Raw genomic sequence first — 16029 nt, 5'->3', positions numbered from 1 at the left:
CTTGCTTCTTTTATAACTTGCATTATAATATAGAAAAGTATTCAAAAAAACATTTCATTTAGGGGGAATTGCTTATGCCGTTGGATTACATTTCAGGTAACTAATATTCCAAAATTTGAAGGAGTGCCTGAAATTTGCTAAACTCATATATCAATTCATTCTTATATAAAAATACCGAAAAATTCAATGGTACAATTTTAGTAGCCCATAAAGAACAAACTCTTTATAAACAGTCATTTGGAAAAGCTAATTACGATTGGGACATACCTAACACAGCTACAACGAAGTTTCGTATCGGATCAATAACTAAAATCTTCACTGCAGTTGCTATTTTAATGCTTGTGGAAGAGAAGAAATTACAGCTACATGATACATTGGATCAATTCATTCCAACTTTCCCAAAAGGAAATCAAATTATGATTGAGCATCTATTAAGTCATACTGCTGGTGTTGGGAATATTACCGCTCAACACAACTTTTTAATACAGTCTTACCAGCCTCGAACACCGGATGAATTAATACAATGGATTATTACATGTCCCTTTGAATCTAGCCCTGGTGAAAAATTCAATTATTCGAATTCAGGTTATATTATATTAGGACACATCATTGAAGTTATAAGTGGGATTTCTTATGAAGAATTTCTTAAAAAGAAGATTTTACATCCACTCTCTATGATGAACACAGATGTTGATCTGAATCACACCATTCAAAAACATAAAGCAACTGGGTATGAGTTACATCCAATTCATGATTTACAGAACACATCATTTATTCATATGTCAAACTCGTATTCAGCTGGTGGATTATTTTCTACAGCCGAAGATTTATATATATTTGATCAAGCGATAAAAGAAAATCGTTTGCTTTCAAATAGTATGACGTCTCGCATGTTTAATGCAGGATCTTATGGAAATGGTTACGGCTGGAACATCGCTATGGCAGGCGAAAATAGTAAACTTGTATTCCATCACGGCGGCATTAACGGCTTTACATCCTCTTATTTACGGTTAATTGACAAAGAGGCTACAATCATCATTTTAAGTAATGTATCTACACTATTAACATCGACTCTTGCTAATGACATAGCTTCTTATATAGAGAATAACTATTAAAATTATTAATAGTTGTAACACGGTTCAATATATTGAACCGTGTTACAACTGATTTAATTCACCTTCGCACCATAACATCTCGCAACTGCAACTGCCTGCGCTATATCCAATTTCACATTTTTCAAATCAAAACTTTTAAAGTCGATTCTATCAACTACAGCTCCTTTTAAATCTGCACCGCTAAGTTTTGCCTTACCTAATTGTGCACCTGTTAAATCTGCTTCACGTAAATCTGCTTTTTCTAAATTACATTCATATAAGTCAGCTTCAATTAAACGAATTCCCTTTAACATTTGTTTACTTAAATTCGCAAACCTTAGATTCGTATATGACCAATCGCCGGAAATAATTGTTATTCCGTCTAAATTCGCCTCTTCAAAATCAGAACCAGTCATTTTACATTCTTCAAATTTGGATACAAATAAATTCGCACCAAAAAACTTACAATTAGCAAATGTAGTTCCTCGATGGATAGAAGCATTAAAAAGAGCACCAGTAAAATCACATTCTATGAAATTACAGTTTTTAGTAAAAACTTCTGATGCATCTATCCCTCTAAAACGGCATTTTATGAAGGTACAATTTTTCAATTCCTCTTCTTTAATCAAATCATATTTAAAATCTATTTCTATATATTCTTTATTTACAAATCCACTCATAACCATTCCTCCATTTCCTCAAAGAAACCTCACTTCAGAAAAAGTGAGGTTTCTTCTCATACAATATGTCCATCTAACCAAGAAATCAAATCTTTAAACACTTCATCTCTATTCACTTCATGGAACATTTCATGTCTACCATTTTCATATAAACGAAGTGTTACATCTTTCACACCACATTTTTTATAGTTTTCATATACTTCATTTACACCTTTCCCCATATCCCCAACAGGGTCTCGATCACCAGAGAATATATGTATTGGAAGACTTTTTGGCGTTTTCTTGTATTCTTCTAATTTATTTACTTCTAATACACCATGAAATAATTCTCGATAAAAACTTGTTGTGCAAATAAAGCCACATAACGGGTCTTTAATATATTTATCTACTTGGCTGTTATCTGAAGATAACCAATCAAATTTTGTACGATTCGGCTTAAACTTTGAGTTGAAATTACCAAAAGATAAAAAGTTTAACATCGGACTTTTCGTTTTCGCTCCGCGTAGTTTCATTTCGATTGTTGCTACTTTATGGCCAATGCTGCCTAAAACCCCTGGATTTCCCCCAGTTCCTGAAATAAGAAATCCATCATATAATTCACCTCGAAGTTGCACAGCTCGTCTTGATAAAAAAGAGCCCATACTATGCCCAAGTAAAAATAATGGACATGCCTGCTCTTCTTTTATCATTTCCGAAACAAAGATAACATCAGACACAGCCTGATTCCAGCCTATATCCGGCTCGAAATGACCATAGTCCTCTTCTCTTTTTACTGTTTTCCCATGCCCTTTATGATCATGAGCATAAACACCATATCCTGCTTCTAATAAAGCATCAATGCATTCTGTATAAACACCTGCATGTTCTGTCATACCATGTGCAATTTGAACAATCCCCCGCGGATTTCCTTCTGGTAACCATTTACGCAAGTAAATTTCCGATTTATCCAATGCCGTAACGAAATTTTCCTGTACGCTCATTCCGACAGCCTCCAAATCTATTATGTATCTCTAAAATAATGAATATGCATTCATTATTCTTATTATGTATTATATGCAATTGCTTTCATTATGACAAATGCCGCACTTTTCCGATTAGCTCTCAAACTATTATGTTGACGAACAATAAATAAAATTGTATAGTTACTTACATAAAGTAATTATAATATTTTTAGGAGGTTTCAATTATGATGCCATCATTATTTTTAGCACACGGATCACCTATGCTTGCTATTCAAGATACAGACTATACACGCTTTTTAAAGACACTTGGGGAAACATATAAACCGAAAGCTATTGTTATTTTTACCGCTCACTGGGAAAGTGAAGTATTAACGATTTCCTCATCAGATGAAGAATATGAAACAATTTATGACTTTGGAGGTTTTCCTCCTGAGTTATACGAGATCAAATATCGCGCGAAAGGCTCTTCTAGCATTGCGTCTATGCTAGAAACAAAATTTAAAAACAAAGGCATTCCAGTCCATCATAATATGACGAGAGGGTTAGATCATGGTTCATGGACACTCCTGCACCGTATGTATCCAGAAGCAAATATTCCTGTCGTACAAATATCAGTAAATCCATTCCTTCCTGCAAAAGAACAATTTGAAATTGGAGAGGCACTAAAAGGACTTGGACAAGAAGATATTTTAGTAATCGGTAGCGGTGTTACTGTTCATAATTTACGGGTATTGAAATGGAATCAAACCACACCTGAAAAATGGGCAATTGAATTTGATGATTGGATTATTAACCATATGCAGACTAATGATAAAAATGCATTGTTTAATTGGGAGAAAAATGCGCCTCATGCACAATTAGCAGTACCAAGAGCAGAGCATTTTGTTCCTCTATTTATCGCGATGGGTAGTGGTGAGAACGACGGTAAAGTCATTCACCGTAGCTACGAGCTTGGTACATTAAGTTATCTTTGCCTTCAATTTTAATGAAAAAGGATGAAGTAATATTGCTCCATCCTTTTTCTGTTTTTCATTCACATAGTTAACTAACTTCCAAATGTTGTTTTTCTGATACCTCTGCATTCTTACTATGAAAATAAACCCAAATACATGCAATAAATAATAATGATGATGTAGAGAAGAAAACATATTGGAATCCCGCATGAGCTGCAATTTGTCCACCAAGTACTGGCCCAATCATATTTCCTAAAAACTGAAACGATTGATTATATCCAAATATTCGTCCCGTTACATGGGTTGGCGTATGTTGTTTTAGTAGAGTTTGTACGGAAGGTAATAGTCCTGCTTGTGCGATACCTAATAAAAAGCGAAGAATTAATAGTTGCCAAGCTGAGGTTACAAATGCTTGCGGAATAAAAATAATTCCTGCAGCAAACAACGCTACAACTAACGTTTTTTGAGGTCCAATATGATCTGATAATCTTCCTAGCTTAGGAGCTGCTAAAATAACTGCTAATCCTGTCGCAGACATGACTGCACCTGCAAGCATTTCAATATGATCTGTTCCTGGTCCTGCCAAATGCTTTACGTACAACGTAATAATAGGTTGAATCGACATATTTGCAAGCTGAATAATAAACGTTGCTACAAATAAACTTATTATTAAATGTTTTGCAGGGACCATCGTCCATACTTTTTTCGGCTGTGCCTTTTTTGCTTTAGCAGAATGTTTCTCCTCGTGTAAGAAGAAAAAGACGATAAGAAAGGAAAGGAATAAGAAAGCTCCTGTAACTAGAAAAACATGGCGCATTCCGATTAACTCTGACAAATAACCTCCGAGTATCGGCCCAAGTAATGAACCGCTCACGCCTCCAGTTGAGATTGTAGAAATTGCCCAACCTGAATGTTCTTGCGGAGTTTCTGCAGCAATAAATGTCATCGCTGTAGAAAGGAAACCCGATACCGCTCCCATTAAAAACCGAAGTGCGACTAGTTGATACACGTCCGTCACAAACCCCATAAGCGTCATAATTATCGCCATACCAAGGCTAGCACGTATAAGCATCAATTTCCGTCCATGTATATCACCGAGCTTTCCCCATATCGGTGATACAATCGCACCCATTAAAAATGTTACACCAAATGCAAGTCCCGACCACTGTGCAATACTAGAAGTGCCGGTCACCCCTAATTCCTCAATATAAAAAGATAAAAAAGGAATTACTAAACTCATACCGGCTGCAGTGGTAAAACAACCTAGCCAACAAATCATTAAATTTCGTTTCCAGCTGGCCATTTTCACACCTTCTTTCTTTCGCTCCCCATTCTACACCGTTTTCTAGAAAAAGTTTAGTAATTTGCTTTACATGTAAGATTTACTATAAACCCCGCTATTTTCTAGTAAGAATCACTACATTCCTACAACATTTTCATAATAAAACCAACTCCCCTATATGAAGTTGGTTAATTATTCTCTATCTGTATTAAACTCGCATTACAACTTCTCTCGTAAAACTCAATCGGACCTGCTTGTCCAATAATTGCATATTCATATCTATCTTGCTTCATACTATATAAACAATGCTGTAACAATTCCTTCCCAACACCGTTCACACGATTATGTTTCGCTGTACCCATAGGGCCAAACAACCCTTTCTTTCCTCTCACAACATCGTAACAAGCGAAACCAATAATTTCTCCTCCTTCCTCAGCAATAAAAATAGGTAACTCTTCTTTATATGTCCGAAATCCATAATCTAAAGATTTTAACCAACGCTCACCAAATTCATCCTTAACAAAACGTGCTAACTTTTCAAAATCAGAAAAGATCGCTCTTCTAATATTACAGCTTAAATTATTATAAATAGGATTAAATCTTTTTAAAGCAACGGTTAAGTCTCTTGGCTCAGATGTAATTTGCAATACATCTTTTTGCACATTTTTACTTAAAACCTTTTCAATAACTGTATCCCCTTGAAAAATCGCATATAAAACATGTCCTTCATTTATTAATACTTGCTGAAAACGTTCCATCCGTTTCTTCGCTATTTTTAAAACTTCTATCGTCTTATTTGAAACTTTAAACTCCCCAACATTTATGTATTCTATTTCATTTGCATAATATTGTTGGAGTAACGATATTTTTGCTAAAAAATCCATACCCACCGTGTGAAATAAATACATATGTAACTCCGCACAAACTCCAGTACCTTCCTTACAAGCTCCTATAAATAGATGAACTGAATGAATAATTCCTTTATTACACTCAGCCTCCCCCGCTGCAATCTCCAATATTTTATATGCACGTTTTGTAAATTGGAATTCCACCATCTATATCCCTTCCCCTAATGACTTATTATCAAACCATAACCATATATAATAGAAACAATTACTCCAACCATTAATATGCCTGGAAGTAAATTTGCCACTTTAATTTTAATAAATCCAAGTAAATTTAATCCGATTGCGAATATCATAATACCGCCCGTAGCCGTCATTTCCACTATAAATTGATTCATTAATTCTTTTGGAACAAAACTATTAATTTGCGTTGCAAAAACTGCAATACCTCCCTCATATAAAATCACTGGAATCGCTGAAAATACTACGCCAATTCCTAGAGTTGTCGTTAATATAATAGAAATGAATCCATCTATAATCGCCTTTGTGAATAAAATATCATGATTTCCGCGAATCCCACTGTCTAATGCTCCAAGTATCCCCATTGCGCCGATTGCAAAAATAAGCGTAGCTGTTACAAAACCTTCTGATATACTTCCTTTACCTTTCGATCCAACTTTATTTTCTAGCCATTCTCCTAAATGTGTTAATCTTTCTTCTAATTGTAGCCATTCTCCAATTACCGCCCCAATAACTAAACTTAAAATCACAACGAGAAAATTTTCACTCTTCAATGCCATTTGAAGTCCAAGTGCAGCAACCGTTAAACCAATTGCATGCATAATCGTTCCTTTCATACTTTCTGGAATATTACTAAATAATTTACCAAACAAAGTTCCAATTATAATGCAGACCCCATTTACAACTGCTCCTAATATAACCATATTACATTCTCCATCCCCTGAATTCTTTATTACTATATTCTGGATTACACATTGCTTTAAAGGTTACCTATATGTTAACTTAATATTGAGAATATTAACAAGTGATTTCCATTACTAAAAACCCGCTTTTTTAGCATCTATGAATCTATCTATACGTTATTTTCACTACATTCATTGTGGAAGTTCACGATTACGGTATACAGGGAACCTTTAGTCAGTGATAGATTTTTATCAGTTGAACAAAGCGGGACAAAACCAAAAGGGACGGTAGCTATGAAAACTTTATTAAAACGACTTATTTTAATAGCCTTTTTCATTACACCAATTGTTTTATTAATCAATTACACTTTTATTTCAAAAGCGAAAGACAAACCCGATATGCAAAACAATTCTAGTAAAACAGCTTCAAAAAGCGAAAAGAAACTAGAAGATCCTGAAATTACGCTCACCTTCTCTGGTGATACAATGTTCGATTGGCAATTACGTCCTGTAATCGAAAAAAATGGGGCGGATTACCCATTTCAACACGTAAAAGAAGAAATAACGAAAGCTGATATTTCTTTTGTTAATTTAGAGTCAGCATTTACAACGAGAGAAAAAAAAGTACCTGGGCAACAATTTTGGATTAAAAGTGATCCATCCACACTACAAGCCATTAAAAACACCGGATATGACATCGTAAACATTGGCAATAACCATACGCTTGATTATGGACAAGATGGACTACTAGACACCATTTCTCACGTCGAAAAGTTAAAACTACCTTACACTGGAGCCGGAAAAAATGTTGAAGATGCTTATACCGCTCGTGAACTAACTGTAAAAGGAAAAAAGTTTAAATTTCTTTCCTTTGTACGCTTTATGCCTAACTTTAATTGGGTAGCTGGTGACAATAAACCCGGCGTTGCAAACGGATATGATCTAGATCTTGTAACAAAAACAATTCAAGAGCAAAAGAAAGATGCTGATTATGTAATCGTCTATATGCATTGGGGCGTCGAAAAATCAAATCGCCCGATAGAATACCAGAAACAATATGTTCCGAAAATGGTAGAGGCGGGTGCTGATGCGATTGTTGGAAGTCACCCGCATTGGTTACAAGGGTTTGAGTATTATAATAAAGTGCCTATCGCTTACTCATTAGGAAACTTTTTATTCCCAAGTTATGTGAATGGAAAAAGCGCCGAAACTGGCGTATTAACTTTAACCTTTAAAGGAAAAGATGTCCAAATGTCATTCAATCCTTACATCATTCGCAACAACCAAGTTTCCCCTGTAAATGAAGAAGAAAAGAAAAAAGCTCTACAATATTTACAAACGGTTTCAACTGATGTAGAAATTGATGATACTGGGAAAATAATAAACAAACGCAACTAAACAGCATGAAATCCATTTCTCTGTGATATACATTACAAAAAGGTGATGAATATGCTGAAAAACTTGTTAGAAAATATAAGTCTGCTAGAAAAAGTGTATGAACTATCTATAGCGATCCTGCTTTTATGTTCCGTTTTTTCGGTTAGACTTCTAAGAAAAATAAAGCGAGAGAGAAAACTTTCTCCCTTTGAATTTACAATGTACGTAATCATTCGTATTGCAATACTTTTTTGGTTAACTAGCTTTATCCTTCTTAAATATGGAACGTATTTCGTTTAACTTTCAAAGAATAAAAAAGATAGAACAAGCAGGATTTCCCGCCGCTTGTATCTATCTTTTTTATTTCAAGTAGAATTGTATGTTAACTCTTTTCTTTTATTAAATAAGTAAATCAAACAGCACAGGAGTTTTATTAAGCTCCACAAATTGAATGTTATTTTCTTGAAAGCGAGTAATTAAAGCTTCATAGTCTTCCCTATGTTTTAATTCTACCCCCACTAAAGCTGGACCATTTTCTTTATTATGTTTCTTAATATACTCAAAGCGGGTAATATCATCTTCCGGTCCTAATCCTTTATCCAGAAACTCTCGTAGTGCTCCTGAACGTTGAGGAAATTCAATGATGAAATAGTGCTTTAATCCTTCATGAATAAGGGATCGTTCTTTCATTTCTTGCATTCTATCAATATCATTATTCCCACCACTTAACGTACATACAACTGTTTTCCCCTTTATTTCATCTCTGTATAGATCAAGTGCCGCAATAGAAAGCGCTCCAGCCGGCTCTGCTACAATCGCATTTTTCTTATACAGTTCTAAAATCGTTGTACAAACCTTTCCCTCCGGTACTAAAACAATGTCATCAATTACATCTTTACATGTTTCAAAAGTTAACTTTCCTACCTTCTTAACAGCTGCTCCATCAACAAAACTATCAATCTTATCTAATGCAACATTTTCATTTTGAAGAAAAGCTTCTTTCATAGATGCAGCTCCCATCGGTTCTACACCAATAACCTTTGTAGTAGGACTAACCCCCTTTACATATGTACCAATACCAGATGCTAATCCACCACCGCCAATTGCTGTAAATATATAATCAACTGGTTTCTCCATATCATGCATAATTTCAACAGCGACTGTTCCTTGACCAGCAATGACATACGGATCATCGAACGGATGTACAAATGTCATCCTATTTTCCACACAATAGCGCTGCGCCTCTTGGAAAGCACTATCAAATGTATCACCAACTAATACAATTTCTGCGAAATCACCACCGAAAAATTCAACTTGTGATACTTTTTGCTTAGGTGTCGTTGTCGGCATGAAAACCTTTGACGGAATCTTCAATAAATTACATGTATAAGCCACTCCTTGTGCATGATTACCAGCACTTGCACAAACAACACCATTTTGTAACTTTTCTTTCGGTAAACTTTGAATTAAATTATACGCACCACGAATTTTGAAAGAACGAATAACTTGTAAATCTTCTCGCTTAACGTATACATCACATTCATATTTCTCAGATAAAACTGAATCTCGTTGTAACGGTGTTTTAATAACGATATCTTTCATGCAATTATGAGCCATTAAGATATCTTCAATTTTCACTCTCTCCTTTACCTTTTGCACCATTCCGTATCATCCTTATCTCTTTTAAATTGGCTCAATCAAAATTTGGGATTTTTAGAACTGCACCTGTATTCGCCGATGTTACCATCTGCGCATAACGTCCAAGCCAGCCAGTTTTCACTTTTGGTTCCGGTCGTTTCCATTCTTTTTTACGTTTATCTAATTCTTCATCACTAACTCTTACTTCTAACAAGCGTTCTTCAACATCAATACATACAATATCTCCTTTTTCAAGAAGTGCAATCGTTCCTCCCGCAGCTGCTTCTGGTGAAATGTGCCCTACTGAAATACCACGTGAAGCACCAGAGAAGCGACCATCAGTTAAAAGTGCAACATCAGCTCCTAATCCCATACCAGCAATTGCTGATGTTGGTGCTAACATTTCCGGCATACCAGGTCCGCCTCTTGGCCCCTCATAGCGAATGACAACTACGTCTCCTTTCTTAACTTTCCCAAGCATAATGCCGGCAAGCGCCTCATCTTGTGAATTAAAAATAACGCAAGGTCCTTCAAATCGTTTTACTTCGGTTGCTCCGCTTTTAATAACCGCTCCATCTTTCGCAAGGTTTCCTTTTAATATACGTAATCCCCCTTCTTCACTATGAGGATTTTCGAGAGAATGAATCACTTCCTTATCTTGAATCTCTGCATGAGCGATATTTTCTCGTAACGTTTGCCCAGTAGCAGTTATACGATCAAGGTGAAGTACCCCTTCTTTTCGGCTCATCTCTTTCAAAATTGCACTAATCCCGCCTGCTCGATCGATATCTTCCATATGCCAATTAGAAGCTGGACTTACTTTACATAAATGCGGTACACGCCTTGAAACTGCATCAATGCGGTTCATATCGTAATCTAACCCCGCCTCTTGCGCGAGTGCTAACGTGTGTAATACTGTATTCGTTGATCCACCCATCGCCATATCAAGTGCAAACGCATCATCAATTGCTTCTTCTGTTACAATGTCGCGTGGTTTAATATCTCTTTCAATTAAAATTTTCAATTTTTCTGCTGCTTGTTTAATTAACTCCTCACGTCTTGGATCAATTGCTAAAATACTCCCGTTACCAGGAAGAGCTAAGCCTAACACTTCACATAAACAGTTCATAGAGTTCGCTGTAAACATACCGGAACAAGAACCACAAGATGGACAGCCATGATCTTCAATATCCTTTAATTCTTCTTCTGAAATTTTCCCAGATTGGTAGGCTCCTACCCCTTCAAAAACAGAACTTAAATCGACAACTTCCCCTTTAGATGTTTTCCCCGCTGCCATCGGTCCACCTGAAACAAAAACAGTTGGAATGTTTATGCGAAGTGCAGCCATCATCATACCTGGTGTAATTTTGTCACAGTTTGGAATACAAATCATTCCGTCAAACCAGTGTGCATTTACAACCGTTTCTACTGAATCTGCAATAATTTCACGACTCGGAAGCGAATAACGCATACCGATATGGCCCATCGCAATCCCATCATCTACTCCAATTGTATTAAATTCAAATGGAACCATGCCTGCTGCACGCACTGCTTCTTTAACAAGTTTCCCAAACTCATTTAAGTGCTTATGACCTGGAATAATTTCAATAAAAGAATTACAAATTGCTATGAATGGTTTATCAAAATCTTCATCTTTTAAACCAGTTGCTTTTAATAAACTACGATGCGGAGCTTTATCAAAACCTTTTTTAATCATGTCACTTCTCATCTTGTCAAATCCCTTCTTACACATTTTTTCTCTTACTTAATCTATTTTTTAAAATAAAAACTCTCACCTCAGCAATCAACTACTACTTAATAGTAGCTTTGATTGCTGAGGCGAGAGTTTCGCGTTACCACTCAGCTTCCTTACACTTCTCACGAAATATAAGCTTTGTAGGTCCAACCAGACCCCCGTCCTTTTACCGGAGACGATGCCGCCGCCCTCTACTCAGTTTCCCTTTCGCAAGCGATGCTCCGAGGTGATATTCAATGATTCGATTGTTACTACTCTCACAGCCTTGGAGTAGCTCTCTGAAACGATCATAATCATCTACTTTCCTCTTCTTTGCATATACATGATTTAAAGTCTGAAAATTCTCAATTAACTTTTATTTATTAAACGTATTATAGGACTTTCTTCTTTTCATTGTCAATATATTTTTTGAAAATTTATTTTTCAATCTCAATTCATATACTAAAAAGTTATTTATTTTTTCTCAAAACAAAATTGGAATGAACTTCTTACACGTACTCATATATTACTTAAGTATGTTTGCTTTTCTACATAAAGAAAAACAACTTAAAAACATATAAAAAATTTATGAGGAGATGAGAGAACTATGTTAAAAGGTAAAATAGCATTAGTTACTGGCGCAAGCCGAGGAATTGGACGTGCTATCGCAAAACGTTTAGCAAACGATGGTGCATTAGTTGCTGTTCATTATGGTAACCGAAAAGAAGATGCTGAAGAAACTGTTCATGAAATTCAATCAAATGGCGGATCAGCTTTTTCTATCGGTGCAAATCTTGAATCTTTACACGGTGTAGAAAACCTATATAATTCTTTAGATACTGAATTGCAAAAGCGAACTGGTGGAACGAAATTTGATATTTTAATAAACAACGCTGGAATTGGACCTGGTGCTTTTATTGAAGAAACGACTGAACAATTTTTTGATAGAATCGTTTCAGTAAATGCAAAAGCACCATTCTTCATCATCCAACAAGCTCTAACGCGTTTACGTGACAATAGCCGGATTGTTAATATCTCATCAGCCGCAACTCGCATTTCTTTACCTGATTTCGTTGCATATAGTATGACGAAAGGTGCAATTAACACAATGACTTTCACTCTAGCAAAACAACTTGGCACACGAGGTATTACTGTAAATGCAATACTTCCAGGCTTCATTCAAACAGATATGAATGCGGAACTCTTGAGCGATCCAATGATGAAACAGTACGCTACTAACATTTCAGCCTTCAATCGATTAGGTGAAGTAGAAGACATTGCCGATACTGCTGCATTTCTCGCTTCTCCTGATAGCCGCTGGGTTACTGGACAATTGATCGATGTGAGCGGAGGATCTTGTTTATAAAAAACATATATTTTCAAATCTTTTTTATTGCGCAATAAAACAATTTATATAATACTGTATAAAACATATACATTTAGGAGGATTACAGCAATGTCCGAAAAAACATACGAACTCGCAACCTTCGCAGGCGGTTGTTTTTGGTGCATGGTAAAGCCATTTGACGAGCTTCCTGGCATTCAAAAAATCATTTCTGGTTATGCGGGTGGTCATATAGAAAACCCAACATACGAACAAGTAAAATCAGGGACATCGGGACATTTAGAAGTCGTTCAAATTACATTTGATCCTTCTATTTTCCCGTATCAAAAATTACTAGATTTATATTGGCCACAAATTGATCCAACTGATGACGGCGGACAATTTTTCGATCGTGGTCCCTCTTACCGCACAGCAATTTTTTATCATAATGAAACACAAAAAGAGCTTGCAGAAAAATCGAAGCAAACTCTAGCAGAAAGCGGTATGTTTAAAAATCCTATTGTGACTGAAATTCGCTCAGCTGCACCTTTTTATGAAGCAGAGGAATACCACCAACATTTCTATAAAAAGAATCCAGAGAAATATGCTACCGAGCAAAAAGAATCTGGTCGTGAAGATTTCATAAAAGAAAATTGGCAAAAAAAATAATAAAAACGCATCGTGCTTTCTTTTAAAAGTACGATGCGTTTTTATCTTTGAGAAAGGTACCATACAATGAAAAAAACAATTGCTGTTAAAACTAATTACTAGGCAGTCGGATACCGTGCCATCTGTCTACATCGCATTGGCCATATTCGTTATCACCCACCGCTACCACCGTGCCATCTGATTTAAGACCGACTGTATGGGCACAACCCGCCGCTATCGCTACAATATCGCGCCAATCACTTACATCACATTGACCATGTTTATTATTACCCACAGCCGTCACTATGCCGTCAGATGTAAGACCAATTGTATGATTACTCCCTGCCGCTATCGCCACAATATCGTGCCAATCACTTACATCACGTTGACCATGTTTATTATTACCCACAGCCGTCACCATACCGTCTGATTTAAGACCAACTGTGTGAAGATAGCCTGCCGCTATCGCCACAATATCCCTCCAGCCACTGACATTGCATTGGTCATACCGATTATTACCCACAGCCGTCACCGTACCGTCCAATTTAAGGCCGATAGTATGCCAGTCGCCTGCTGCGACCGCCACAATATCACGCCAGCCGCTTACATTGCATTCACCTTCTTTATTTCGCCCCACTGCTACCGCCGTGCCATCCGATTTAAGACCAACGGTATGACCACGACCCGCCGCTATCGTATCTTTAGGCCACCGTTTCACCTTTAACACCTCTTCTTTCGGTGAAATGTAATCCATGTTTTACCTCCTTCAAAATAAGCAACTGTATTGAAATAGATATTTTTATCAAACTTTATTTTTAATCTACATCTACAAAGGAAATCTATTACTACTTCTTCAAAAAATAAAAACCTCCAGTTTAAGTACTAGAGGTCTTCTATTTATTTCTTCAATCTCTCAATAAAATCCTGTAATTTATCAAGTGATTTCATGTTATGGTTACAAGCAACACCATCTTTGCAAATATAATTGCCCTTTTTAACAAACGTTCCTGGGATTTTTCCTTTTATTTCAACTAAAAACATCCCTACTTCTTCATGCCCATGACATAATGAACAAATACTTTTTTTATTTATGCTTTGGAACGTTCCTTGTAGACCAACGAACTTATTATTGTTTTTTGCAATTATAAATTTCCTGCTTGTCCCTTTATCAATCCAGCTTAAATAAGACGTTTCTTTCATATTAATTTCTTCCATATCAGGAAGTTTTAATTTTTTCGCCTTAGGAAATAATCTTTTTAACGTTTGTGCTGTAACTTCCTGAAACGGTATTACGTACGGATATATTTTCAGTAAAAACGATTCTGCATCTTCTCTATTTTCAACTGTTAATACCGTATCAATTAACTCGTTCTGTTCAACCGTTAAATTCTCAAATACATGTATTATCTTTTCAATTGCAAGTGATTTTAACGCTTGAATTACTCCTCTATCATTTGCCGTCGCATGTCCATTTGCTAAAATATAAGCTTGTGACTTTATAAAATTATATTGATCACTTCTAATAAAAGCTTCCATCTTTATCACTCCATACAAATTGTTGATCTAGTTTTATTGTATACAATGATTCAGTTTTTTGATATGTAAAAGATAATTTAGAAATGAACATTGCATAAACACATGCCTTCCAAAATGAGTACTAGACTAGAATTTATAATCCTCTTCTAAATTAACTACATATACACCGATTATTTTCTACCGATTCATTCCCTGACAAAAAAATCCATCATCTGTTTTCCATTCCGCATATAACACATCCTCAAATTTAGTAATCCCTTTTTGCTTAATTTGCTTATAAAGCCACCCCTCATCAAAACCCGCTTCCCTCAAATTATCCTTAACTACCTTTCCATCACTAATTAATGAAATAGGTAAGTAAACTGGCTTATGTTTTAAACTTAAGTCATTTATAGTAGGAGATGCATATTTACTTTTTTTCAGAACACTTATGTTTCCGTTAGGTTCCAATATCATATACTCAACTTCTCGAATTGAAAAAATATCTTTTTGCTGCCGTAGCATTTGTTGTAACTGGTTAATATCCAAATGATTCGATTTTAATTGCTCTCTGTCAATATATCCATTACGAATGATAATAGAAGGGTATCCTTCAAAAAACCTTCTTGTCCCCCTAAATTTTTGCGTTATCACTTCTATTGCGTAAATTAACACTGTCCATACAAGTACCGCATATAAAATAGACCCTACTCTCACTTCAGGGTCATATATAGTATTTCCGACTAATTCTCCAAGAACAATGGCAGAAATAAAATCAAAGGGCGTTAACTGAGATATTTGTGTTTTCCCTAATATTTTAGTAGCAACCAATAGAACAAAAAAACCAACAAAAAGTTCTATCGTTATTTGTCCAAGATGATTCATATATGTTCACCTTTCTGTAATATGAAATATAACATTTTCATTCCCCATTCACACTTCTATGCGATACAATTACGATTCATTTTTACTATTACCATTCCCATCTTCACCCAATATATCCAATAAGCACAAAACAAAAAGAGCCTGGTTCAAAATGATATTATCCCCTTT

15 protein-coding genes and 1 pseudogene are annotated in these 16029 nt (G+C 35.7%); 6 read left to right on the top strand and 10 right to left on the bottom strand.

Annotated features, from left to right (window positions below):
• Positions 1–134: 134 nt before the first annotated feature.
• Positions 135–1115 carry a serine hydrolase domain-containing protein gene (locus V7038_RS25050; RefSeq protein WP_070139119.1) on the top strand — a complete coding sequence of 327 codons (981 nt, stop codon included), beginning with the start codon at positions 135–137 and terminating at the stop codon, positions 1113–1115.
• A gap of 53 nt (positions 1116–1168) precedes the next feature.
• On the opposite strand, the gene V7038_RS25045 is transcribed toward V7038_RS25050, so the two are convergent.
• On the bottom strand, positions 1169–1774 hold the full coding sequence (locus V7038_RS25045; protein WP_070139118.1) for a pentapeptide repeat-containing protein: 606 nt from the start codon (positions 1772–1774) through the stop codon (positions 1169–1171).
• A 56-nt stretch (positions 1775–1830) separates the two neighbouring features.
• Entirely contained in the window at positions 1831–2754 is a 924-nt protein-coding gene (locus V7038_RS25040; RefSeq protein WP_335695801.1) for an alpha/beta hydrolase, read from the bottom strand.
• Between the two features lie 206 nt (positions 2755–2960).
• Between V7038_RS25040 and V7038_RS25035 the strand changes: the two genes are divergently transcribed.
• Entirely contained in the window at positions 2961–3722 is a 762-nt protein-coding gene (locus V7038_RS25035) for a DODA-type extradiol aromatic ring-opening family dioxygenase (RefSeq protein WP_070170011.1), read from the top strand.
• A 55-nt stretch (positions 3723–3777) separates the two neighbouring features.
• Here V7038_RS25035 and V7038_RS25030 read toward each other — a convergent pair whose 3' ends face one another.
• The 3 genes from V7038_RS25030 to V7038_RS25020 form a co-directional block, all read right to left on the bottom strand.
• On the bottom strand, positions 3778–4992 hold the full coding sequence (locus tag V7038_RS25030; RefSeq protein ID WP_002202429.1) for a multidrug efflux MFS transporter: 1215 nt from the start codon (positions 4990–4992) through the stop codon (positions 3778–3780).
• Between the two features lie 167 nt (positions 4993–5159).
• Entirely contained in the window at positions 5160–6026 is an 867-nt protein-coding gene (locus V7038_RS25025) for a GNAT family N-acetyltransferase (protein WP_335695800.1), read from the bottom strand.
• 14 nt (positions 6027–6040) lie between these two features.
• Positions 6041–6760, bottom strand: coding sequence for a DUF554 domain-containing protein (locus V7038_RS25020; RefSeq protein ID WP_002202431.1), 720 nt, complete (start codon positions 6758–6760; stop codon positions 6041–6043).
• Between the two features lie 273 nt (positions 6761–7033).
• Here V7038_RS25020 and V7038_RS25015 point away from each other — a divergent pair, with 273 nt between their 5' ends.
• Positions 7034–8137: a CapA family protein gene (locus V7038_RS25015; RefSeq protein WP_002202432.1), complete on the top strand. Its 1104-nt coding sequence runs from the start codon at positions 7034–7036 to the stop codon at positions 8135–8137.
• A 51-nt stretch (positions 8138–8188) separates the two neighbouring features.
• A complete protein-coding gene (locus tag V7038_RS25010; RefSeq protein WP_070178809.1) occupies positions 8189–8416 on the top strand; it encodes a hypothetical protein in 228 nt (75 codons plus the stop codon).
• Positions 8417–8515: 99 nt separating this feature from the next.
• Here V7038_RS25010 and ilvA read toward each other — a convergent pair whose 3' ends face one another.
• Positions 8516–9778, bottom strand: a complete 1263-nt coding sequence (gene ilvA, locus V7038_RS25005; protein ID WP_070170009.1) for a threonine ammonia-lyase IlvA — start codon at positions 9776–9778, stop codon at positions 8516–8518.
• Between the two features lie 31 nt (positions 9779–9809).
• Positions 9810–11483, bottom strand: a complete 1674-nt coding sequence (ilvD, locus tag V7038_RS25000; protein WP_002200923.1) for a dihydroxy-acid dehydratase — start codon at positions 11481–11483, stop codon at positions 9810–9812.
• A gap of 613 nt (positions 11484–12096) precedes the next feature.
• Between ilvD and V7038_RS24995 the strand changes: the two genes are divergently transcribed.
• The gene (locus V7038_RS24995; RefSeq protein ID WP_335695799.1) at positions 12097–12855 is read left to right on the top strand and encodes an SDR family oxidoreductase; all 759 of its coding nucleotides are present in this window, start codon (positions 12097–12099) and stop codon (positions 12853–12855) included.
• 90 nt (positions 12856–12945) lie between these two features.
• Complete coding sequence (msrA, locus tag V7038_RS24990) at positions 12946–13482, top strand: peptide-methionine (S)-S-oxide reductase MsrA (RefSeq protein WP_070139111.1); 537 nt, start codon at positions 12946–12948, stop codon at positions 13480–13482.
• A gap of 91 nt (positions 13483–13573) precedes the next feature.
• Here the strand turns inward: msrA and V7038_RS24985 are convergent.
• From V7038_RS24985 to V7038_RS24975, 3 genes and pseudogenes are all read right to left on the bottom strand, one after another.
• Positions 13574–14158, bottom strand: a pseudogene (locus tag V7038_RS24985) (RCC1 domain-containing protein); the annotation flags it as partial.
• 200 nt (positions 14159–14358) lie between these two features.
• A complete protein-coding gene (locus V7038_RS24980; protein WP_071151139.1) occupies positions 14359–14997 on the bottom strand; it encodes a FusB/FusC family EF-G-binding protein in 639 nt (212 codons plus the stop codon).
• Between the two features lie 177 nt (positions 14998–15174).
• Positions 15175–15861, bottom strand: a complete 687-nt coding sequence (locus tag V7038_RS24975; RefSeq protein ID WP_002202436.1) for a DUF421 domain-containing protein — start codon at positions 15859–15861, stop codon at positions 15175–15177.
• Positions 15862–16029: the final 168 nt, after the last annotated feature.

Source organism: Bacillus sp. JJ783 (assembly GCF_036963225.1).
In the GTDB taxonomy this organism is placed as follows: domain Bacteria; phylum Bacillota; class Bacilli; order Bacillales; family Bacillaceae_G; genus Bacillus_A; species Bacillus_A cereus_U.
The sequence above is the reverse complement of the archived record's forward strand: the minus strand, read 5'-3'. Positions and strand labels throughout refer to the sequence as shown.

Excerpts from the sequence above, each read along its gene's own strand:
- V7038_RS25045 (WP_070139118.1), bottom strand. The coding sequence starts at position 1,774 with ATGAGTGGATTTGTAAATAAAGAATATATAGAAATAGATTTTAAATAT.
- V7038_RS25040 (WP_335695801.1), bottom strand. The coding sequence starts at position 2,754 with ATGAGCGTACAGGAAAATTTCGTTACGGCATTGGATAAATCGGAAATT.
- V7038_RS25035 (WP_070170011.1), top strand. The coding sequence starts at position 2,961 with ATGATGCCATCATTATTTTTAGCACACGGATCACCTATGCTTGCTATT.
- V7038_RS25030 (WP_002202429.1), bottom strand. The coding sequence starts at position 4,992 with ATGGCCAGCTGGAAACGAAATTTAATGATTTGTTGGCTAGGTTGTTTT.
- V7038_RS25025 (WP_335695800.1), bottom strand. The coding sequence starts at position 6,026 with ATGGTGGAATTCCAATTTACAAAACGTGCATATAAAATATTGGAGATT.
- V7038_RS25020 (WP_002202431.1), bottom strand. The coding sequence starts at position 6,760 with ATGGTTATATTAGGAGCAGTTGTAAATGGGGTCTGCATTATAATTGGA.
- V7038_RS25015 (WP_002202432.1), top strand. The coding sequence starts at position 7,034 with ATGAAAACTTTATTAAAACGACTTATTTTAATAGCCTTTTTCATTACA.
- V7038_RS25010 (WP_070178809.1), top strand. The coding sequence starts at position 8,189 with ATGCTGAAAAACTTGTTAGAAAATATAAGTCTGCTAGAAAAAGTGTAT.
- ilvA (WP_070170009.1), bottom strand. The coding sequence starts at position 9,778 with ATGGTGCAAAAGGTAAAGGAGAGAGTGAAAATTGAAGATATCTTAATG.
- ilvD (WP_002200923.1), bottom strand. The coding sequence starts at position 11,483 with ATGAGAAGTGACATGATTAAAAAAGGTTTTGATAAAGCTCCGCATCGT.
- V7038_RS24995 (WP_335695799.1), top strand. The coding sequence starts at position 12,097 with ATGTTAAAAGGTAAAATAGCATTAGTTACTGGCGCAAGCCGAGGAATT.
- msrA (WP_070139111.1), top strand. The coding sequence starts at position 12,946 with ATGTCCGAAAAAACATACGAACTCGCAACCTTCGCAGGCGGTTGTTTT.
- V7038_RS24980 (WP_071151139.1), bottom strand. The coding sequence starts at position 14,997 with ATGGAAGCTTTTATTAGAAGTGATCAATATAATTTTATAAAGTCACAA.
- V7038_RS24975 (WP_002202436.1), bottom strand. The coding sequence starts at position 15,861 with ATGAATCATCTTGGACAAATAACGATAGAACTTTTTGTTGGTTTTTTT.